The 20,027-nt window shown below is 71.9% G+C and carries 19 protein-coding genes; 8 read left to right on the forward strand and 11 right to left on the reverse strand.

The annotated features are described in order from the left end of the window. Positions 1-370: 370 nt before the first annotated feature. From DEJ30_RS16150 to DEJ30_RS16170, 4 genes are all read left to right on the forward strand, one after another. Positions 371-1,279, forward strand: a complete 909-nt coding sequence (locus DEJ30_RS16150) for a hypothetical protein (RefSeq protein WP_146238630.1) — start codon at positions 371-373, stop codon at positions 1,277-1,279. 109 nt (positions 1,280-1,388) lie between these two features. Then, a complete protein-coding gene (locus DEJ30_RS16155) occupies positions 1,389-1,949 on the forward strand; it encodes a YceI family protein (RefSeq protein ID WP_027464630.1) in 561 nt (186 codons plus the stop codon). Positions 1,950-2,632: 683 nt separating this feature from the next. Next, positions 2,633-3,199: a TIGR03086 family metal-binding protein gene (locus tag DEJ30_RS16165; RefSeq protein ID WP_071246600.1), complete on the forward strand. Its 567-nt coding sequence runs from the start codon at positions 2,633-2,635 to the stop codon at positions 3,197-3,199. Beyond that, positions 3,196-4,185, forward strand: a complete 990-nt coding sequence (locus tag DEJ30_RS16170) for an aldo/keto reductase (RefSeq protein ID WP_110862709.1) — start codon at positions 3,196-3,198, stop codon at positions 4,183-4,185. The genes DEJ30_RS16165 and DEJ30_RS16170 overlap by 4 nt, the downstream gene beginning before the upstream one ends. A gap of 82 nt (positions 4,186-4,267) precedes the next feature. Here DEJ30_RS16170 and DEJ30_RS16175 read toward each other — a convergent pair whose 3' ends face one another. Together DEJ30_RS16175 and DEJ30_RS18690 are read right to left on the reverse strand one after the other, a co-directional pair. Further along, positions 4,268-4,702, reverse strand: coding sequence for an oxygenase MpaB family protein (locus tag DEJ30_RS16175; RefSeq protein WP_375231886.1), 435 nt, complete (start codon positions 4,700-4,702; stop codon positions 4,268-4,270). After that, positions 4,597-5,193, reverse strand: coding sequence for an oxygenase MpaB family protein (locus DEJ30_RS18690; RefSeq protein WP_375231885.1), 597 nt, complete (start codon positions 5,191-5,193; stop codon positions 4,597-4,599). Before DEJ30_RS18690 ends, DEJ30_RS16175 begins: the two co-directional genes overlap by 106 nt. A gap of 95 nt (positions 5,194-5,288) precedes the next feature. On the opposite strand from DEJ30_RS18690, the gene DEJ30_RS16180 reads away from it, so the two are divergent. Next, positions 5,289-6,971, forward strand: coding sequence for a long-chain-fatty-acid--CoA ligase (locus DEJ30_RS16180; RefSeq protein WP_110862711.1), 1,683 nt, complete (start codon positions 5,289-5,291; stop codon positions 6,969-6,971). A gap of 53 nt (positions 6,972-7,024) precedes the next feature. Here DEJ30_RS16180 and DEJ30_RS16185 read toward each other — a convergent pair whose 3' ends face one another. From DEJ30_RS16185 to DEJ30_RS16200, 4 genes are all read right to left on the reverse strand, one after another. After that, positions 7,025-8,032: a DMT family transporter gene (locus DEJ30_RS16185; protein WP_220032976.1), complete on the reverse strand. Its 1,008-nt coding sequence runs from the start codon at positions 8,030-8,032 to the stop codon at positions 7,025-7,027. Further along, positions 8,029-9,930, reverse strand: coding sequence for an amino acid transporter (locus DEJ30_RS16190; RefSeq protein WP_258370021.1), 1,902 nt, complete (start codon positions 9,928-9,930; stop codon positions 8,029-8,031). Before DEJ30_RS16190 ends, DEJ30_RS16185 begins: the two co-directional genes overlap by 4 nt. 154 nt (positions 9,931-10,084) lie before the next feature. Next, positions 10,085-10,393: a hypothetical protein gene (locus tag DEJ30_RS16195; RefSeq protein ID WP_110862713.1), complete on the reverse strand. Its 309-nt coding sequence runs from the start codon at positions 10,391-10,393 to the stop codon at positions 10,085-10,087. 11 nt (positions 10,394-10,404) lie between these two features. Continuing rightward, positions 10,405-11,805 carry a PspC domain-containing protein gene (locus DEJ30_RS16200; RefSeq protein WP_181420186.1) on the reverse strand — a complete coding sequence of 467 codons (1,401 nt, stop codon included), beginning with the start codon at positions 11,803-11,805 and terminating at the stop codon, positions 10,405-10,407. Positions 11,806-11,919: 114 nt separating this feature from the next. Here DEJ30_RS16200 and DEJ30_RS16205 point away from each other — a divergent pair, with 114 nt between their 5' ends. Together DEJ30_RS16205 and DEJ30_RS16210 are read left to right on the forward strand one after the other, a co-directional pair. After that, positions 11,920-13,155 (forward strand): ATP-binding protein, encoded by a 1,236-nt coding sequence (locus DEJ30_RS16205; RefSeq protein WP_110862715.1) that lies wholly within the window; start codon positions 11,920-11,922, stop codon positions 13,153-13,155. Then, complete coding sequence (locus DEJ30_RS16210) at positions 13,152-13,814, forward strand: response regulator transcription factor (RefSeq protein WP_110862716.1); 663 nt, start codon at positions 13,152-13,154, stop codon at positions 13,812-13,814. Before DEJ30_RS16205 ends, DEJ30_RS16210 begins: the two co-directional genes overlap by 4 nt. A gap of 71 nt (positions 13,815-13,885) precedes the next feature. On the opposite strand, the gene DEJ30_RS16215 is transcribed toward DEJ30_RS16210, so the two are convergent. The 4 genes from DEJ30_RS16215 to DEJ30_RS16230 all read right to left on the reverse strand — a co-directional run bounded on the left by DEJ30_RS16215 (position 13,886) and on the right by DEJ30_RS16230 (position 18,290). Beyond that, positions 13,886-14,734, reverse strand: a complete 849-nt coding sequence (locus DEJ30_RS16215; RefSeq protein ID WP_051596514.1) for an ABC transporter permease — start codon at positions 14,732-14,734, stop codon at positions 13,886-13,888. Continuing rightward, entirely contained in the window at positions 14,731-15,732 is a 1,002-nt protein-coding gene (locus tag DEJ30_RS16220) for an ATP-binding cassette domain-containing protein (protein ID WP_110862717.1), read from the reverse strand. The genes DEJ30_RS16215 and DEJ30_RS16220 overlap by 4 nt, the downstream gene beginning before the upstream one ends. A 59-nt stretch (positions 15,733-15,791) precedes the next feature. Beyond that, positions 15,792-16,583, reverse strand: a complete 792-nt coding sequence (locus DEJ30_RS16225) for a hypothetical protein (protein WP_110862718.1) — start codon at positions 16,581-16,583, stop codon at positions 15,792-15,794. Between the two features lie 120 nt (positions 16,584-16,703). Continuing rightward, positions 16,704-18,290 carry an inositol monophosphatase family protein gene (locus tag DEJ30_RS16230; protein ID WP_181420187.1) on the reverse strand — a complete coding sequence of 529 codons (1,587 nt, stop codon included), beginning with the start codon at positions 18,288-18,290 and terminating at the stop codon, positions 16,704-16,706. A gap of 585 nt (positions 18,291-18,875) precedes the next feature. On the opposite strand from DEJ30_RS16230, the gene DEJ30_RS16240 reads away from it, so the two are divergent. Then, the gene (locus DEJ30_RS16240; RefSeq protein WP_111192599.1) at positions 18,876-19,298 is read left to right on the forward strand and encodes a DUF3054 domain-containing protein; all 423 of its coding nucleotides are present in this window, start codon (positions 18,876-18,878) and stop codon (positions 19,296-19,298) included. 7 nt (positions 19,299-19,305) lie between these two features. Here the strand turns inward: DEJ30_RS16240 and DEJ30_RS16245 are convergent, their stop codons facing one another. After that, positions 19,306-19,959, reverse strand: coding sequence for a spermidine/putrescine ABC transporter substrate-binding protein (locus DEJ30_RS16245; protein WP_110862720.1), 654 nt, complete (start codon positions 19,957-19,959; stop codon positions 19,306-19,308). Positions 19,960-20,027: the final 68 nt, after the last annotated feature.

The raw sequence follows: 20,027 nt of genomic DNA on the forward strand, positions 1-20,027 counted from the left end.
GTCTCGTGGGCTCGGAGATGTGTATAAGAGACATGCCAGAGTGCTCCCGACGGCACACCCGGACATGTCGCCCGCTCGCCCGCTCGCCTGCTCGCCTCGGGCGCGACCCCGGCGGCGGCTTCCGCGCAGCGGGTCCCGAGCAGCGGGTCCCGAGCAGCGGGTCCCGAGCTGTCGGCGAGCGGGCCGCGCGAACGGGCGAAACACCGCCGTTCGGTCAGGCGGCAAGCACGGCGTTTCGCCCGCTCGCGGAAGCAACCGTCCCTCCACAGCGGCGAGAGCGGGCCAGCCGTCCACAAAGGAGGCCCGACTCCCGTCCGCAAGACCGGCTCGCCGTCACGCTGTGGAGATGACCGCGAGACGGCGACTCCCGATGGCACTCCGCGACGCTTCGTTCCGAGTACGCGATGCGCTGCACCGCGGCGTTTCGCGTGGCCGACTCGACGCTCGCGATCTCATCCGCCCGTTCCACGGCATCCGATCAGCGTTCCCACCGGAGTCCGTGGATGACCGTGCGAGAGCACTCGCTCCTCGGCTCCGCCCCGATCAGGTGTTCAGCCATGTCACTGCAGCAGCGATCATCGGCGTCCCGCTGCCCCGTCGCCTCGAACGCGACCAGCGGTTGCACGTCACGACGATCGGGACCGACCAAGCGCTCCGAGTTCGCGGCGCGGTCGGCCACCGGGCCCGGTACGGGTCAGTCCGCGCGACGATCGCACGAGGAGTGCCACTGACCACTCCGGCCGATACGTTCGTCGCACTGGGCTCGATGCTGACACTCGACGAACTCATCGTCGCGGGCGATGCGCTCGTGGGGTGGCTCGGCTGGACGACACTCGACGAACTCGCCCAGGCCGTCCGACGACGACGCGGCATCCGCGGCATCGTGAAGCTCCGCCTCGCGCTCGATGAGATCCGGAGGGGATCTCGGTCTCCCGGAGAAACCCGGACACGGCTGGCACTCGTCCGCCGCGGACTCCCGGAACCGGCGCTCAACCACGATGTCGTCGTCGACGGGCGGTGGATCGCATGTGTGGACCTCGCCTACCCCGATGCCAGGGTCGCGATCGAGTACGAGAGCGATCTGCACCGCACCGATCCAGCCAGCTTCCGAAAGGACCTCACGCGCGGCGAGCACCTCAAGGACGTCGACTGGTGGCTCGTCAGAGCAACAGCAGACGACCTCGATCACGGGGTCGAGCGTTTCGTGCACCGCATCCGTCGGCTGCTCGAAGCCGGCGCCAGAGGAGCCCACGACACGCGGTTTGCGACACTTGGGTGAACAATGGTTGACGCTTCAACCAAAACCGTGCACACTGTCGTAGTATCAACTCGATGCAGGCGCATGGAGTGCGTCGCACCGCAGACTCTCGTTCGGAAGAAGGACCACCATGACGCTCACCGCTGACACCGTTCCCGGCTACAAGACCGGCACCTGGAAGATCGACCCGACCCACTCCGAGGTCACCTTCTCGGTCCGCCACCTCGCCATCAGCAAGGTCAAGGGCAAGTTCGAGACCTTCGACGCCACCGTCGTCACCGCCGAGAACCCGCTCGAGTCGACCGTCGAGGCCAACATCGACGTCGCGTCGATCAACACCGGCCAGGAGCAGCGCGACCAGCACCTCAAGACGAGCGACTTCTTCCTGACCGAGGAGCACCCGCAGCTGACCTTCCGTTCCACGAGCATCGAGGCGAAGGGCGACGACCTGCACATCGCGGGCGACCTGACCCTGCGCGGCGTCACCAAGCCGGTCGTCCTCAAGGCCGAGCTCGGCGGGTTCACCACGGACGGCTACGGCCAGGTCAAGTTCGGCGCCGAGGCAACCACGAAGATCGACCGCACCGAGTTCGGTGTGAACTGGAACGCGGCGCTCGAGGCCGGCGGCTTCACGCTCGGCAACGACGTCACGATCAACCTCGACGTCCAGTTCGTCCTCCAGGCGGCCTGAGCCACCTCTGACTCGACGCCTGACTGAGGGCACCGAGCGGCACTCCCCGAACCCGAGAAGAACGCCCCGACTCCACACGGAGTCGGGGCGTTCTCCGTTGCCCGCGCCGGTCCCCCGACCACGAGCGGGCGAAATACCCGGAGCTTCGTCCTGGTTCGTCAGGCATTCCGCCCGCTCGCCGATGCCGGCACCGAAGTCGACACCGATCGCCGCAATCACACCCGCGCCCACGCCCACCCCCACGCCACGAGCGGGCGAAACACCAGGCCGGTCCCCGTGGCGCGCCGGACATTTCGCCCGCTCGCGCAAGGACTTGAGCGGAGGGTGCGAGCGACACCGGCCGAGATCGGAAGCGCGGCCGAGCGGGCGGAATGCCCGGGACACGGCGGCGACAAGTGCGGCATTTCGCCCGCTCGCGCAAGAAGGCACGAGGAAGCGCAGCGCAGCGCAGGGCAGGGTAGGGCAGGGGCAGCGCAGGCAGGCGCAGGGGCAGGGGCAGGCGCAGGGGCAAGGGCAGGCGCAAGGGCAAGGGCAAGGGAGACAGCGGGAACGAGCGGAAGAGCGACGGCCACGCGCCGCCCCCGCGTAACGTTGGCCTGTACGACAGCAGCGAGGGGAATCCGCACTCCGGACCCCGAGTTGCACCGAGAGCACACGCCCGCACGACGAACAGGAGCACCACCATGGCCACCGACTGGATCGCGATGCAGGCCCTCGCGGCAGCCGAGTTCGGCCGCCGCGTCGCCGCCGTCACCGACTGGGACGCCCCCACCCCCGACTCCGAGTGGACCACCCGCGACCTCGTCGCCCACGTCGTCGACGAGCAGCGCTGGATCCCGAAGCTCCTGACCGGGTGCGACTACGCCCAGGCCCAGGCCGACCTCGAGCCGATCGGCGACGACCTGGTGGCCGAGTGGCACCGTTTCGCCACCGCCGCGACCGACGCCTGGCGGAACGCCCCGCAGGACACCCCCGTGCACCTCAGCACCGACGTCGTGCCCGCCGCGCAGTACCTCACCGAGCAGACGAGCGACATCACGATCCACACGTGGGACCTCGCCCGGGCGACCGGCGCCGAGGAGTCCCTGCCCGACGAGCTCGTCCGCGCCGTGTGGGAGTACTTCGAGCCGCAGATCGAGGACCTCGCCGCCACCGGCCTCTACGCACCCCCGGTCGACGTCACCGAGGACTCCCCGCTCCAGGTCCGCCTGCTGGCCGTCACAGGCCGCGATGCCAGAGTGACTGCATGACCACCGACACGAAGCGCCTCGGCAACTCGGGGCTCGAGATCAGCAGCGTCGTCCTCGGCATGATGTCGTACGGCGACCCGGACCGGGGCTCACACGCCTGGAGCGTCGGCATCGACGAGGCCCGCCCGTTCGTCCGCCGCGCGTTCGAGGCCGGCATCACGACCTTCGACACCGCGAACGTCTACTCGGACGGCAGCAGCGAGGAGATCACCGGCACGCTCCTGGCCGAGCTGGCTCCGCGCGAGGACGTCCAGGTCTTCACGAAGGTCTTCAACCGGATGCGTCCCGGCCGGAACGGCGCCGGGCTGTCCCGCGCGGCGATCATGCACGAGATCGACGCCTCCCTGACCCGGCTGGGCACGGACTACGTCGACCTGTACCAGATCCACCGCTTCGACCCGGTGACGCCGGTCGAGGAGACCATGGAGGCCCTGCACGACGTCGTGAAGGCCGGCAAGGCGCGCTACATCGGCGCGAGCAGCATGTGGACGTGGCAGTTCGCTGAGATGCAGCACACCGCGGAACGCCACGGCTGGACGAAGTTCGTCAGCATGCAGGACCAGTACAACCTGCTCGAACGCGAGGAGGAGCGCGAGATGCTCCCCTTCTGCGAGCACACCGGCGTCGGCGTGATCCCGTGGAGCCCCCTCGCCCGCGGCCGCGTCACCCGCCCCTGGGACGCCTCCGGGTCGGGTTCGCGTGCGCAGACCGACGAGTTCGGCAAGACCCTCTACAAGCAGGACGAGGACGCCAACCGTGCGATCGTCGACGCGGTCGAGGCCGTCGCCACCGAGCGCGGCGTCCCGATGGCGCAGGTCGCCCTGGCTTGGGTCGCCGGCAAGTCCGCGGTCTCCGCGCCCATCGTCGGCGCGACGAAGGAGCACCACATCGACGACGCGGTGGCCGCAGCGTCGCTGACGCTCACCGACGACGAGGTCACGCGACTCGAGTCCGCCTACACGCCCCGGGTGCCGTCGGGTTTCTGACGCCCCCACGAGCGGACGGGAGGCACGGTGCCAGCTGGCACCGTGCCTCCCGTCCGTTCGGTTGTCGCGGTGACCGCCGTGGTCAGGCGACCGCGCTGCCGTCAGCGCGCTGCAGCCGCGCGATGCGCCGCCGCGCGGCCCGTTCGGAACCGGTCTGGTCGTCGAGCACCGCGCCGATCCCGTCGAGCACGAGCTTCGTGGTCCGCACGACCGGCAGCTCCACCGGGCCGACGACCGGCGCTCGGAGTCCGAGCAGCGACCGGTGCCGCGGGTCGAGCGTGGACACGGCGCCCTGGAACACCGCCCGGTAGCCGGGTCGCAGCAGGCGGGACAGCGGCGGGTCCTTGATGAACCGGACGACGTCCCGGGTGCGCGAGTCCACCAGGAGTTCGCCGCGGTCCAGGTACCCGTTCATCTGGGCACGGAGCTCCGCCTCGGACTCGGGCGGGTCGACGATGCGCATGAGGCGCCCGGCCTCCGCCCACTCGCGGACGTAGGCGTCGGCGCCCCCGGGGATCGGGCCTCCCCAGCGCTGGGCGGCGCGGAGGAACGCGTCGGTGAAGGCGAGGTGTACCCAGCGCGCCAGGTCCGGGTCGTTGGCCGCGTAGGGGCGGGTCGTGCCGTGCGCGTCGACGTACTGCCACGGACCCGCTCGTGCAGGCGGAGCACCCAGTCGCTGCCGCTGCGGGCGGTCTGCCGGTCGCCGTACGTGACGGTGGCGATCCACCGGCTGGTGCCCGCGAGGCGACCGAACGGGTCCTCGCGGTACCGGGAGTGGTCGGCGACACCGGCGAGCGCGCCGGGGTGCAGCGCCTGGACGAGCAGTGCCCGCACGCCGGCGACGATGCCGTGGCTGCCGCCGTGCACCGCCCACGTGGCGGAGCCCGGACCGAAGAAGCCCGCGTCGGTTCCGTGTTCCAGGTCGTCCATCCAGGCTTCCGTACCGGTCGAACCGCCCGTGAACGTCTGGTTGAGGCGGGACCGGAACACGTCGGAGACAGCGGACATGTCGTCATGTTCCGTCCGTCACCTGGGCGTGGGGGTGACATCGCGCAAAGTGGCCCTCCCAGCGTGCACGGGGGTCGCCCACTAGGTTGGGTCGGGTGAGCATCGACACGCCTCGTCCCTGGCTTGCCTCGTACGCCCCGGGGGTCCCGCACGACATCGAGGAACAGAGTGGTTCCCTGTACGACCTGGTCGAGCAGTCGGCCCGGAAGTTCCCCAGGCAGGTCGCCCTCGAGTTCTTCAAGCGCACGACGAGCTACGTCGACCTCGAGGAGCAGATCCTCCGCGCGGCGAACGGCCTGCGGAAGCTCGGCGTGGGAGCGGGTGACCGCGTCGCCATCGTCCTGCCGAACTGCCCGCAGCACATCGTGGCGTTCTACGCGGTGCTGCGGCTCGGCGCGATCGTGGTCGAGCACAACCCGCTGTACACGCCACGCGAGCTCCGTCACCAGTTCGAGGACCACGGGGCCAAGGTCGCCATCGCGTGGGACAAGTCCGTCGCGACGCTGCAGGACTTCCCGGCCGACGTGCACCTCGACGCGATCGTCTCGGTGGACATCACCCGTGCCATGCCCCGGAGCACCCGGCTCGCCCTGGCCCTGCCGGTCGCGAAGGCCCGCGAGTCCCGCGCGAAGCTGACGGCGAAGGTGCGTGGCACGGTCAAGTGGGACGACCTCGCCGACACCCGCAAGCTGTCGAAGCGGCACCCGCGACCGGCCACCGACGACGTGGCGCTGATCCAGTACACGTCCGGCACCACCGGGACGCCGAAGGGTGCGGTCCTGAGCCACCGGAACCTGCTGGCGAACGCCGCCCAGGCCCGCGCGTGGGTGCCGCAGATCCGCCGCGGCGACAACGTCGTGTACGCGGTGCTGCCGATGTTCCACGCCTACGGCCTGACGCTCTGCCTGACCTTCGCGATGAGCATGGCCTCGCGGCTCGTGCTCTTCCCCGCGTTCGACCCGGCCCTCGTCCTGACCGCCATCAAGCGCCACCCGCCGACGTTCCTGCCGGCCGTGCCGCCGATCTACGCCCGGCTGCAGCACGCGGCCGACTCGGCGAAGGTGTCGCTCAAGGGCATCGAGATCGGCATCTCCGGCGCCATGCCGCTGTCGCAGGACATCGTCGAGCCGTGGGAAGCCCGGACCGACGGCTACCTGGTCGAGGGGTACGGCCTGTCCGAGTGCTCCCCGGTCCTGATGGCCAACCCGGTCTCCCCCGAGCGTCGACTCGGATCGATCGGCCTACCGCTGGCCTCCACCGAGGCGCGCGTGGTCGACCCCGACGACGACACGAAGGTGCTCGGCATCGACGAGCCCGGCGAACTGCAGGTCCGTGGCCCGCAGGTGTTCCGCGGCTACTGGGGCAAGGCCGAGGCCACCGACGAGGTCTTCACCGCCGACGGCTGGTTCCGCACCGGCGACATCGTGGCCATCGACGCCGACGGGTACGTCCGGATCGTCGACCGCCTCAAGGAACTCATCATCACCGGCGGCTTCAACGTGTCGCCGTCCGAGGTCGAGGACACCCTGCTGAAGCACCCCAGCGTCAAGGAGGTCGCGGTCGTCGGCATCACGCAGGGCGGCAACGAGCAGGTCGTCGCCGCGGTCGTGCCCAAGGACCCCGCGACGTTCGACGGGGCCGCGCTCCGGGCCTGGTCGCGCGAGCACCTGGCGGCGTACAAGGTGCCGCGCCGGGTCGTCGTGGTCGAGGACCTGCCGCGTTCGATGATCGGCAAGGTGCTGCGGCGGAAGGTGCGGGACCAGATCCTGGAGGGCTGACGGGCGGCCTCGGGGCGGCGCCGGTCCGGCTGATGCGCGGGCGCTGCCGCTGGTCAGCTGGAGCGCCGCGCGGGCAGCGCCAGCACGGACAGCCCGGCCACCACCAGCACGATGCCGGCCCATCCGCCGAGCCCCAGGCGCTCCCCCACCACGAGCACCGCCAGCACCGCGGCCACGACGGGCTCGAGCAGGGACAGCAGCGTCGCGACCGACGCCGTCACCGTCCGGAGCCCGAGCGCGTACAGCGAGTGGCCGATCACCGTCGGCACCAGCGCCAGGTACAGGAACACCGGCCAGTTGCCGGACTCGGTCAGGAACGGCCCGCCCGCCACCACGGCGAGCACGACGAGCGGCACCGCGGCCATCCCGAACACCGCGCCGACGAGCCCGCGTTCGTTCGGCCCGCGGGCAGCCCGTGCGGCGGCGACCCCGACGTCCCCGCCGACGCGCATGCTGTCGGACTCCGCGCGACCGACGGCGATCGGCATCCGGCTCGTCGCGGCGTGCATCCCCCGCGCCACCGCCCACGAGTACAGCGCGTACGTCAGCCCGGCGACCAGGGCGCTGCCGACGCCGACCGCGAGCGACCGCCCGCCGCCGTCGTGCTCGGAGCGCGCGAGGGTGACGACGACCATGCCGACCACGCTCACCAGGGTGGCGAGGACCCACCGGCGGGTGACGCGGCTGCGGTCGGCGACCCACTCGACCAGCCCGGCGAAGACGGGCGACGAGCCGATGGCCAGGGTCGTGCCGAGCGCGACCCCGGCGTCGGCGAGGGCCGCGTAGAAGGCGACCGCGTAGACCACGAGTGAAGCGGCACCGAGCAGTGCCCAGCCGCGGGTCCGGCGCTGCGTGACGGCACGCAGCGTGCCCCGGCCCGCGGTCGCGGCGAGCACGAGGCCGCCGAGCCCGAAGGTGACCGCACCGAACACGAACGCCGGCACACCGGGCGCGAAGTGCGTCGCGGTCCCGGTGGTGCCCCACACCGCCGCGGCGACCGCGATCGCGGCCAGGCCGCCGACGGGCCTGGAGGCACGCCCCGCGCCCGGTGTGCGGCTCACGAGACGTGGACGCTCGGCCGTCGGTTGACCTCGGGTTCCGCTTCGCGCAGGACTTCGCGCGTCACCGGGGCGACGTCGCCGGCGCCGGTGAACACGAAGCGCAGGGCGTTCCGGATCGGGCTGCCCTCGTTCCACTCGAAGTAGATGCTCGGCACCACCCCGGCGATGTCGCGGATGGCGAGGAGCGTCGACGCGATGGTGTTCGGGACGTTGCCGGAACGGACCTTGAGCACGCGGAACCCGTGGATGACGTGGCCTTCGACCACCAGGTCCTCTTCGAAGTCGGAGGAGTCGGCGGGCAGGACCTCGAGGAACATCGTCGGCACGCGGGCCGGGATGCCGGAGTCGCGGCGTTCCTCGCGCCCCTTCGCCCGGTACGCCTCGGCCGTGCCGGCACCGGGTTCGTTCGCGATGATGCAGACCGAACTGAACTGGTCGGCATCGGCCTCGACGAACTGCCGGGCGGTCGCGTCGAGCTCGATCGACGACGCTCGGAGCTCGAACGAACGCCGCACGCGCGAGACGAGCGACACCACGACGATCGCGATGATGAAGATCGCGGCGATCCGGACGCCGTCGGGCCGCTCGATGACGTTGGCGACCGTGGTGTAGACGAACACGACCGAGATCACACCGAACGCGATGGTGCGCTTGCGCTGCTGCTTGCGGCGCGCGGACAGCGTCACCGCGACCGCGGCACTCGTGATGAGCACCAGCACGCCGGTGGCGTAGGCGCCGCCCTGGGCGTCGACGTCGGCCTGGAAGATGATCGTGATGACGAACGCGATGAGCGTGAAGATGATCACGAGGGGACGCACCGCACGCGCCCACTGCGGCGCCATGCCGTAGCGGGGCAGGAACCGCGGCACCAGGTTGAGGAGCCCCGCCATCGCGCTCGCGCCCGCGAACCACAGGATGGCGACGGTGGAGAAGTCGTAGATCGACCCGAAGACCCCGCCCATGTACTCGTGCGCCAGGTACGCCAGGGCACGCCCGTTCGCACCACCGCCCGGCTGGAACTCGTGCTGCGGGATGAGGAACGTCGTCACGATCGACGACGTGATGAGGAACGAGCTCATGATGAGCGCCGCGACGGTCAGCAGTCGCTTGGTGCCGCGGATCCGACCCTCGGGTCGGTCGCTGGTGTCGTCGCTGGCGTCGCCGCGGACCTGCGGCATCACCGCGACGCCGGTCTCGAAGCCGGAGAGCCCGAGCGCGAGCTTCGGGAACACGATCAGGGCGATGCCGACCATCACGAGCGGGTTGCTGTGCTGTGCCGTCAGCCCGGACCACCAGTCGCTCGCCACCATCGGGTTCTCGAACACGTGCCAGAGCGAGACCATGATGACGACCGCGTTCAGGGCGAGGAACACCGCGACGAGGCCGACCGCGATGCCGATGGCCTCCTTGAACCCGCGCAGGAACACGATGCCGAGCAGGAGCAGCAGCGCCAGGGTGAGCGGCACCGGGATCTCGGTGAACCAGTGCGGCGTGTACGGGTTCTCGGCGATGTGCGCCGTGGCGTCGGCCGCCGAAAGGGTCATCGTGATCATGAAGTCCGTCACGGCGAACCCGAGCAACACCAGCACGAGGAGCTTGCCCGCCCACCACGGCAGGAGCTTCTCGAGCATCATGATCGACCCGGCGCCCCGGAAGCTGTCGTGGGCGATCCGGCGGTAGACCGGCAGCGCCCCGAACAGCGTGACGAGCACGAGGACGATCGTCGCGATCGGCGACAGCAGACCCGCGGCGAGCGCGGCGATGGCGGGTTGGTACCCGAGGGTGGAGAAGTAGTCGACGCCGGTCAGGCACATGACCCGCCACCACGGGTGGGTCTTCTCGACCTCGACCTGGTGCGGGCCCTGGTGGGAGGCACCCTGGTCGGCCCCGTGCAGCATCCACCGGCGCAGGCGGGTGCTGCGGTCGAGGGGCTGCTCGGTGGCGTCGCGCTGGGCGGCCCGCTCGGCGTCTGTCGCGGTCACGTGGATGATGCTAAGCCGTCCGGGTGACCCCCGTGCACACCCGGACAGCCCTGTGCACGGAGCGGTCCGACTAGCGCCGTGTGCGGGACAGGGCCGCCACGATCCCCGCCACGACCAGCAGCACACCGGCGGCGATGCAGGCGGCCAACAGCAGGGTCGTGGTGTCCACTGAGAACATCGGCAGCGCACTCACGGCCATCGCTCCGGCGAACACCAGGAGCAGCACGCCCCAGAGGATCGTGCCGAAGCGTGCGCCACCGCGTCGGGGTCGGCAGGCGAGCCCGTCCGGAGCCACCGGGGAGGCCACCGGTGCCGTCGCCTCGTCGTTCGTCGTGCCGTCGTTCGTCGGGTTGTCGTTGGTCGTGCTGTCCGTCGTCATCGTCCCGCTCCTCACTCGCCGACCGTGAACGCCCGCGGCACCTCGACGCCACCGCCGAGTACCCACAGGTGCACCGTCGTCGTCTCGTCCGCATCGGCCGTGCGTGCCGCCCGGTTCTCGAGCGTGGTGGTCCGGAGCACCCCGCCGGCGCCGTCGTCGTCGCCTCCGCCGGTGTCGATCCCGTAGCCGACACCGCTCACCTCGAGCCGCACCGGCAGGTCGGTCGGCAGCAGCACCTCGGCTCCGCCGGCACCCAACCACAGGTGCACGTCGCCCCCGACCGCCGACGGCTCGAGTCCGCGGAGGTCCAGCGTGGGACCGCCGGCCAGCATCGCGAAGTCCCGTTCGGTCCCCGACGCGGCGCGTTCGACCTGCCACGTGGTGCCGCCGATGAGCGAGACCTGGGTGCCGGCGGGCAGGACCCCGGTGACCACCAGGGCCACCGCGGCGACCGTCGAGAACAGTCCGAGCACGCCGTCGTCACGGCCGCGGATCCCGGCGGCGATCGTCGCGACCGCCAGCACCGCGAGCGCGGCCGCGATCCCGAGGACCGGGACGGACCACCCGGCCTGCTGCGCCCAGACCGCCACACCGGCTCCGGCGACGAGCGCGAGTCCGAGGGACACCGCCACGTACGCCGCCCCGGGGCGTCGCTCCGACCGCACGGCACGCCACTCGGCCGTCCGCTCCCGTTCCGCGCGCAGCCGCTCCTCGTGCCGCCGTCGCCGGTCCTCGGGGCTCGCCGGCACGTCCCACTGCCAGGAGGCCCGTCCCGCGTCCGTCGCACCGGTCGCCTCCGCGGTCCACGCGGCTCGTGCCGGGCGCGGCTGGTCGGGGCTGGTCCAGAAGTCGCCCCGCGGTGCAGCGGTCGGGTCGGTGCCGGTGCCCGTGCCCGAGCCCGCTGTCCGATCACCGTCCACCCCGCGTCGGGCCAGGACCACGATGAGCCACACGATCCCGCCGACGAGCACGATGCTCCAAGCCGTGGCCAGGGTCGCCTCGAGCCAGTCGGGCATGCCCCAGGCGTCCGGGACCCCCTGCCACCAGAGACCCCGGGCCGCGGGCACGAAGGTCAGTGCCACGAGCGCGCCGATCGCGATGAGCGCCGGGTCGAGGACCCCGCGGATCATCCGTTCGACGTGGATGCGTCCGGCGGTGTCGGGCAGCAGCGCCCAGCCGACGGCGTAGGCGAGGAAGACCGGCCCGCCCAGCAGCGCGACGACGATCGTCACGCCGCGGACCACGAGGGGGTCGAGCCCGGTGCGGCGGGCGACGGCACCGCACACGCCGGCGAGCCAACGGTCGTCGGTGCGCGCGATGCCGAGGCCGCGGACCCAGTCGAAGAACCGGGTCGTCGAGTCGGCGCTGCCGGCGGCGGCGCCGGGAGCGGAGTCGTGCTGGTGATCGGTCATGACCACCAGCATCCCGGCAGTGCTGCGCCGACACCATCGGGGTTCCCCCTGACCGGTCCCTGATCCCGGCCCCGGACCCTGCTGCGACCGCCGTCCGGGTGCCAGGATTGGCCCATGGCCACCGCGACGATGACGCGCCCGACCCCCAGGGTCGTCGGCGGGGTCTGCAGCGGGTTCGCAGCGCACACCGGGCTGCCGGTCGGGGCCGTCCGACTCGCCACCGTGGTCCTGGTGGTCTGCGGCGGCGCCGGGCTGCTGCTCTACGCCTGGCTCTGGGCGACCGTGCCGAGCGCTGCCGCCGGGGCAACCGCCGGGAGCGCACCGCTCAAGTCCGTGCTGACTCCTGCCGCCGACGTCGACCAGGACGAGGCCACCGCGTCCGCCCGGCGCGCCCCGGTCGTCGAGATCCTGCTCGGCGTGGCCCTGCTCGTGGCCGCCGGCGCCGTCGTCGCGGCACGGATGGGCGCGGCGGTCCCCCTCGAGGTCGTCGTGCCCGCCGTCGTGGTCGTCACCGGCGCCGCACTCGCCTGGCGGCAGTTCGACGCGCTCCGCAACGTCCGCACCGCCGGGTCGTCCGCCCTGGTCGTCCGGGCGCTCGGAGCCCTGGTGCTCGTCGTCCTCGGCATCCTGTTGTTCTTCACGACGAGCAGCCGCCCGAACGTCTGGACGGTCCTCACCGCCGCGGTGGCCGTCCTGGTCGGGGTCGCGGTCGTCGTCGCCCCGTGGGTGGTCCGACTCGTCCGCGACCTCGCCGTGGAACGCGCCGCCCGCGTCCGCGACCTCGAGCGGGCCGAGTTCGCGGCGCACCTGCACGACTCGGTGCTGCAGACCCTCGCCCTCATCCAGCAGAAGGCCGAGCCGGGTTCGGACGCGGCGCGGTTGGCGCGAGCGCAGGAGCGCGAGCTGCGGTCCTGGCTCTTCACCGAGCAGGCGGAACCGGCGCGCGACCTCGGCACGCAGCTGCGGGACGCGGCCGTGGACATCGAGGCCGAGTACCCCGCCCGCATCGAGGTCATCGCGGTCGGACCCGCCCGCAGCGACCTGCCGGACGGGCTCGTCGCCGCCGCCCGCGAGGCGATGCTCAACGCCGCCCGGCACGCCGGCGGGACCGTGAGCGTGTACGCCGAGACCGCCGGCGACCGGGTCGAGCTCAGCATCCGCGACCGCGGCCCGGGCTTCGACGTCGACTCGGTGCCCGCGGGCCGGTACGGCGTCCGCGAGTCGATCATCGGCCGGATGCAGCGCCTCGGCGGCCACGCGACCATCGCGCCGGGGCCGGGCCGCACCGGCACCGAGGTCCGGCTGACCCTGCCGCTCGCACCCGCGGCCCACGATGAGGAGCACGCATGACCGAGCCCGCCCCGTTGACGGTCGCGATCGTCGACGACCACTCCATCTTCCGAGCCGGCGTGCGCGCCGGGCTGCCACCGGGCCTCCAGGTCGTGGGTGAGGCGGCGACCGTCGACGAAGCCGTGACGCTCGTCGCGGCCACGCGCCCGCGCGTCGTCCTGCTCGACGTGCACCTGCCGGGCGGCGCCGGCGGCGGCGGTGCCGAGGTGATCACGCGGTCGGCACCGGAGAACCCGGACACCCGGTTCCTCGCGCTGAGCGTGTCGGACGCCGCCGACGACGTGGTGCGGGTCATCCGCGCCGGCGCCCGCGGGTACATCACGAAGAGCTCGTCGAGTGCCGAGGTCGCCGAGGCCGTGGCCCGTGTGGCGGACGGGGACGCGGTGTTCTCGCCGCGCCTGGCCGGCTTCGTGCTCGACGCCTTCGGAGCGGTCAGCGGCGAGACGGCGCAGCACGACGCCGAGCTGGACCGCCTGTCAGCCCGCGAGCAGGAGGTCATGCGGCTCATCGCGCGTGGGTACGCCTACAAGGAGGTCGCGACGGAGCTGTTCATCTCGGTGAAGACCGTCGAGACACACGTGTCGAAGGTCCTGCGGAAGCTCCAGCTGTCGAACCGGCACGAGCTGACCGCGTGGGCGCTGCAGCGCAAGCTGCTCTGAGCGCCCACGCCAGCATCACTTCGCGCTGATGCGGGGGGATGGCGCAGCCTTGTTGACCGCCCACGCCGGCCTCACTTCGCGCTGATGCGGGTGTACTTGTTGACCGCCCACGGGACGAAGACCACGAGCATCACGGCGATCCCGATCAGCACCGTCAGCACGGGGTGCTGCATCGTCCAGATGTCCGGCACCGGCGCGGACCCGACGTTGCCGAACAGCTCCCGCGCGGCTTGCACGAGCGACGACACCGGGTTCCACTCCGCGAACACGCGCAGCACCAGCGGCAGGGTGTCGCTCGGCACGAACGCGTTCGAGATGAACGTCAGCGGGAACAGGATCATGAACGAGGCGTTGTTGATGACCTCGGGCGTCTTGACGCTCATGCCGAGCAGCGCCATGACCCAGCTGAACGCGTAGCTGAACAGCAGCAGCAGGGCGATGCCGGCCAGGAACTCGAGCGGCGACGAGTTCACCCGCCACCCGACCGCCAGGCCGGTGAGCATCATGATCGCCATCGAGATCGAGTTGAGGACGAGGTCGGAGTTGGTGCGCCCGACCAGTACCGCGGACGCCGACATCGGCAGCGTGCGGAACCGGTCGATCAGCCCTTCCTTCAGGTCCTGCGCCATCGCCGACCCGGAGAACGTCGCGCCGAACACCACGGTCTGCGCGAAGATCCCCGCCATCAGGAACTGCGTGTAGTCGGTGCCCTGCACCTGGATGGCGCCGCCGTACACCTGGCTGAACAGCAACACGAACATGATCGGCTGCAGCACGGCGAACACGAGCATGTCCGGCGACCGCTTGAGCTTGATGAGGTTCCGCTTGGTGACGGTCCAGCCGTCCTCGACCCAGACGGCGAGCGGCGAGGTGACGACGACGGGCAGCTGGCGGCCCGGCGCGAGGGACGTGGTGGTCATCGTGCCGTCTCCTTCTGCTTGGTGGCCGCGGGTTCGTCGGCGGCGTCGTCCGTCGCCGCGTGTCCGGTCAGGCGGAGGAAGACGTCGTCGAGGGTCGGGCGTCGCATGCCGGCGTCGTGGAGGTCGATGCCGGCCTCGCCCAGGTCGGCGAGCACGCGCTGCAGGGCTGCCGGACCGGCCTCCACCGCGATGGCACGGGTGCGGCCGTCGCCCGAGGCCTCGACCTCGCCGACCCCGTAGCGGAGCAGCACCGTGGTCGCCGCGTCGCCGTCGGCCTCGTCGACCAGGGTCACGACCACCCGGTGCCCGCCGACCTGCGCCTTGAGCTGGTCCGCGGTGCCCTCGGCGATGACCGCCCCGTCGTCGATGACCGCGATGTCGTCGGCGAGCCGGTCGGCTTCTTCCAGGTACTGGGTGGTGAGGAGCACCGTCGCGCCCTCGGCCACGAGGTCCTCGATGATGCCCCAGAGCGCCAGCCGGCTGCGGGGGTCGAGGCCCGTCGTCGGCTCGTCGAGGAACAGCACGCGCGGGTTCATCACCAGCGCCCCGGCGAGGTCGATGCGTCGCCGCATGCCGCCGGAGAAGCCCTTCACCGGACGGTCCCCCGCCTCGGACAAGTCGAAGACGTCGATGAGCTCGCGGGCACGATCGCGCGCCGTCCTGCGGCCCAGGTGGTAGAGCCGCCCGATCATCTCGAGGTTCTCGAACCCGGTCAGGTTCTCGTCGACCGCCGCGTACTGCCCGGACACCCCGATGGACCGCCGAGTGGCCTGCGGGTCGGCGATCACGTCGATGCCGTCGATCGTCGCGGTGCCCGAGTCCGGCGTGATGAGGGTGGTGAGCACCTTCACCACCGTGGTCTTGCCCGCGCCGTTCGGCCCGAGCAGTGCCTTCACGGTGCCCTGCGGCACCGACAGGTCGAGTCCGGCCAGCGCGTGCACCGGCCCGGACTTCGACTTGTAGGTCTTGGTCAGCCCGGAGGCTTCGATGATGGCCATGTCGCTCCTTCGTCAGACACGGTGGGTACCCGGGGGTCCGGCGGAGCGACGGACGTCACTCAGACGTCGAAGTCACCACCACCGAAGTCGCTGAAGCCACCGCCGAAGTCGGATCCGCTGTCGCCCCAGCCCGCATTGTCGAAGCCGCCGCCGTCGGATGCGCCGCCGTCGGACGCCCCGGCATCGCCGGATTCAGCACCAGTGTCCTCCGAACCACCGTCACCCGCAGCGTCGGTACCGCCATCGAACGATCCGGGGTCGGGCAGGAACGCGCTCATGATCGCCGAACCGATGACGTAGCCGGCCACCGTCCCGAGGATCGAGGCACCGATCATGCTGCCGAACGACGGGCCGCCGCGCTGGCCGCCGAAGCGTCCGCCGCCACCGCCGACGCCGCCGAGCGAGCGCTCCATGAACCCCGGCTGGCGGATCTCGGAGCGGGTCGCCGACTGGGCGAGCGAGCGGGGGTCGTCGCCACGGGGCGCCTCACCGGGAGGCGCGGTCCGGGTGAACTCGTCGTAGACCATGCGGCGCTGCTCGTCGGTCAGCTTGGCGAAGGCCTCGGCGTGGACCTCTTCGATGCGCTCCGGCGGTGCCGTGCGGAGCAGGTAGCGGTAGCGCTCGACAGCACGCTCGTCGTCGGTCGTCGCGCCCTGCTGCTGCGTCGGTCCACCGCCCCACTGCGGGACGCCGTACTGGCCGCCCTGCGGTGCGGACGGTGCCGGCTGCTGGTAGGACTGCTGGCCGTACCGGTAGCCCTGCTGCTGCTGCGGCTGCCCCCACTGGTTCTGCTGTCCGTCAGCGGATCGGTCACGCTCCGGACGTCCGAGCAGGCGGTCGAGGAATCCCATGGTCGATGCTCCTTCGGGTGCACGGTGGGTCCGGTCGGACCCGTCGTGGACTGCAACACTACGAACCCCCGGCGTCGGATGACTGAGCGCCCGCTCAGAGTCGGCCGGGAGCGCCGCGGCTCACCCAGCAGCGAGCGCCGCCGTCCACACCGCGTGCAGCTCGTCCGCGGCCCCCGGGTGCGCCACGAGGAGCGGCTCCCCCACGGGCGGGAAACCCTCCACGGGGCCGGACGGCGTCAGCACGACGCCCCCGGCCTCGTGCACGAGCAGCACTGCGGCGCCGTGGTCGACCGGGTCGAACGCCGAGACGCAGCCGCCGATCCCCCGCCCGGCCGCGACCTGGGCGATCGTCAACGTGCCCGATCCCTGGACCCGGAGCGTGCACGACCGGTCGGCCAGGGCGTCGAGGAACGCCCCGAACCCCGACCACGGGCGGTGTCCGTCGAGCTCGGTGCCGACGACGGCGCCGGCGAGCGGCCGGGGTGTGTCGTCCAGTCGGAGCTGGCGGTCGCGCAGGGTGGCGCCCCGGCCACGTCGGGCCTCGAGCACCTCGCCGCGCCAGGGGTCCGCGACGACGCCGACGAGCGGACGGCCGCCACGGGTCAGACAGAGCGACATCGAGGTCCAGGGCACGCCGTTCGCCAGGTTGGTGGTGCCGTCGACCGGGTCGAGGAACCAGCGGTGCCGGTCGCCGGGGGCCTCGCCGTACTCCTCGCCGGTGAACCCGTGCGTCGGGAACACCATCCGCACGCGGGAGCGGACGTGCTGCTCCACCAGGCGGTCGACGTCGGTGACCAGGTCGGCGGGGTTCGCCTTGGTGTGGACCTCGCTGACCGGGTGTTCGCGCGTGTAGGCGATGACCTCGTGGGCGATGCGGTGGGCCAGGGCCTGGGCGCGCGAGGCGACCTCGGTCTCGGTGGGCTCGCGGTCGCGCTCGGGCCAGCCGTCGCGCTCGGCCGCCGACAGGGCCGCTCCGATGGACCCGACGTCGTTCGTGGTGATCGAGTCGGCACCGAGCCGGGCTGCCCAGACGGCGGGCTCGACGTCGTCGATGGTCCAGACCGCGACGCGCAGGCCCAGGGCGTGCGCGACCTCGACGGTGCGCGGGGTGAGGAACGCGACGTCGAGGTTGAGCGTCGACGGCTCGAGCGCCTCGAGGTCCGCGGCGACGGGCGGGTCGAGCGACTCCCACGCCAGCCAGACGTCGGCGTCGGGCAGCACGGAGCGGACCGCCGCCATCGCCGCCGGCGCCCCGCACCAGGCCACCGCGGTGGAGCCGGTGAATCCGGCGACGGTGCGGGCGGCGACCAGGGCGTCCTCGGCGTCGGTCAGGTCGACGAGCAGGGTCGACCGACACCCGTCGAGCCGTTCGAGCGCACCGTCGAGCCGCGGGATCCGGTCGAGGCCGTTGCCGAGCCGGGCGACGTCGCACCAGTCGACGTCGGACACCCGGCGGGCGTCGCCCCACATCCGGCCGAGGGTCTCGTCGTGCAGCAGGACGGCGACGCCGTCGGCGGTGCGACGGACGTCGACCTCGATCACCTCGGCGCCGAGCGCCTCGGCGACCGCGATGGCGGGCAGGGTGTTCTCGCGCCGGACGCGCGGCGCACCGCGGTGGGCGACGAGGTGTGGCGGACGCACGCCGGGCCTCCCGTCCGGGCTGGCCGGGACCACCTGCGTGACGGGGACCGGCGGACTCGTCGTCATCCGCGCATGTTCCCGGACCAGGGCGAACCGCAGGTGACGCCCCCGTGAACGGTGAGAGCCGCAGCGCGGGCTGTGCCCGCGGGGTGCGAGGTTCCGCGCAGCGTGGTGGCCTCGCGGCCCTGGACGGTGGTGGGAACCTCGCACACTGCGCCCGAGCACCTCGTACGGTGCGAGCTTCAGCGCCGCATCGGAACGTTGGCCCTGCGCAACTCCTGCGGGAACGCGACCTCGTTCCACAGGTCGCTCCAGCCGAGCCGGACGACGCCGCGCACCACGTCGAACGACCGCTACCGGTTCTCGCGGTGCTTCTCGGCGATCACGGCATGGGCAGCCGTTCCCCCGTGTCGCATCGACGGGTCGCGGTACTTCACCTCGCCGTCGAACTCGATGACGTGGTCCCGTTCGGGCCACGGAGACCAGGGACAGTCCGGAGCAGTGGGGAACGGTGGAAGTGCACGCATTCATCGATCGTCGCGGCAGCGGGGTACCGTGCGGGTCGGTGCGACCAGTCCGTGCACGGAACCGATCTCTCCACAGGTCCGACGGGCGCGATGGCCGAGGCTCGTCGGCTGCGAGAATGGAGCCGTGACACTTCGCACCTGGGGCTGGCTCGCAGCCGTGATCGACATCGTGCTGATCGTCCTGTTCGCACTCATCGGCCGTTCCTCGCACGGTGAATCGAACTCGGTGCTCTCGTTGTGGACGACGGTCTACCCGTTCCTGGCCGGGTGGGCGATCGCCTACGTCACGAGCGGCGCCTGGTCACGACCGCTGCGCTTCTGGCCGACCGGCGTCGTGGTGTGGGTGCTCACGGTGTTCGTCGGACTGGCGATCCGGGTCGCGACCGGTCAGGGAGACGTCGACGGCAATCCGCTGCCGATCTCGTTCGTGATCGTCGCGACGATCGTGCTCGGGGTGTTCCTGCTCGGGTGGCGCGGGATCGCTCGTCTGGTCCTGCGCGCTGCCGCACGTCGGTCGGACCGAAACGCGACCGTCGCCGGGCGCTGAACACCGCTCAGAACAGGCCCGAACGCGCCCCTTCGTCCGGCCCGTCGAACCCGCGGAACATGTCCGACACCAGCGCCTCGATCTGCGGCTCCACGAGCCGTTCGACGGCTTCGGCGATCCGCGGCCGGTGGTCGATGAGCGCCAGGCACACCGCGGTACCGGTCGACCGCGCACACTCGTCGGACAGCGCGATCTCGTGCCGGAGCGCAGCCTTCGCCTCGTCGGACAACGGCTCGCGCGGCGTCTGCTCTCCCGCACCGGTGCCGGCCAGCTCGCCCAGCGTGAACAGGAACGGCGACCCCGGCGACGGCTCGGGGTCCACGTCCAGGCCCTGGAACTCCGGCGACAACCCCTCGGCCGGCTGGTACCCCGCGTGCCGCTTCCGGGCCGCCGCCCGCTCGAGTTCACGCTGCAGCAGCGGCAGGTTCTTCGCCGTGTAGTCGTCGACGGCGTCCTCGACGATCGTCGAGATCCGCCCGATCAGCGCGTGCTGGACGGCGTGCGGCACGTCGGGTCCGAACCCGGCGGCCGCGGCGATCGGGGACCCGGTGCACTTCCGGCAGATGCGTGTGCGCGGGCGGGCGGTACCGATCTGCCAGCGCGGCAGCCAGCGCAGCCACAGGTCGACCGCGCCCCGCACGCGACCGTCGATGCCGTCCATCCCTCAACAGTAGGCCTGGAGGCGCGGATCACCCCCGGCACACCGCGCCGGTCGGGCAATCCGCCGGT

Origin of the sequence: Curtobacterium sp. MCPF17_003 (genome assembly GCF_003224385.1) — a bacterium.
GTDB classification, from domain to species: domain Bacteria; phylum Actinomycetota; class Actinomycetes; order Actinomycetales; family Microbacteriaceae; genus Curtobacterium; species Curtobacterium flaccumfaciens.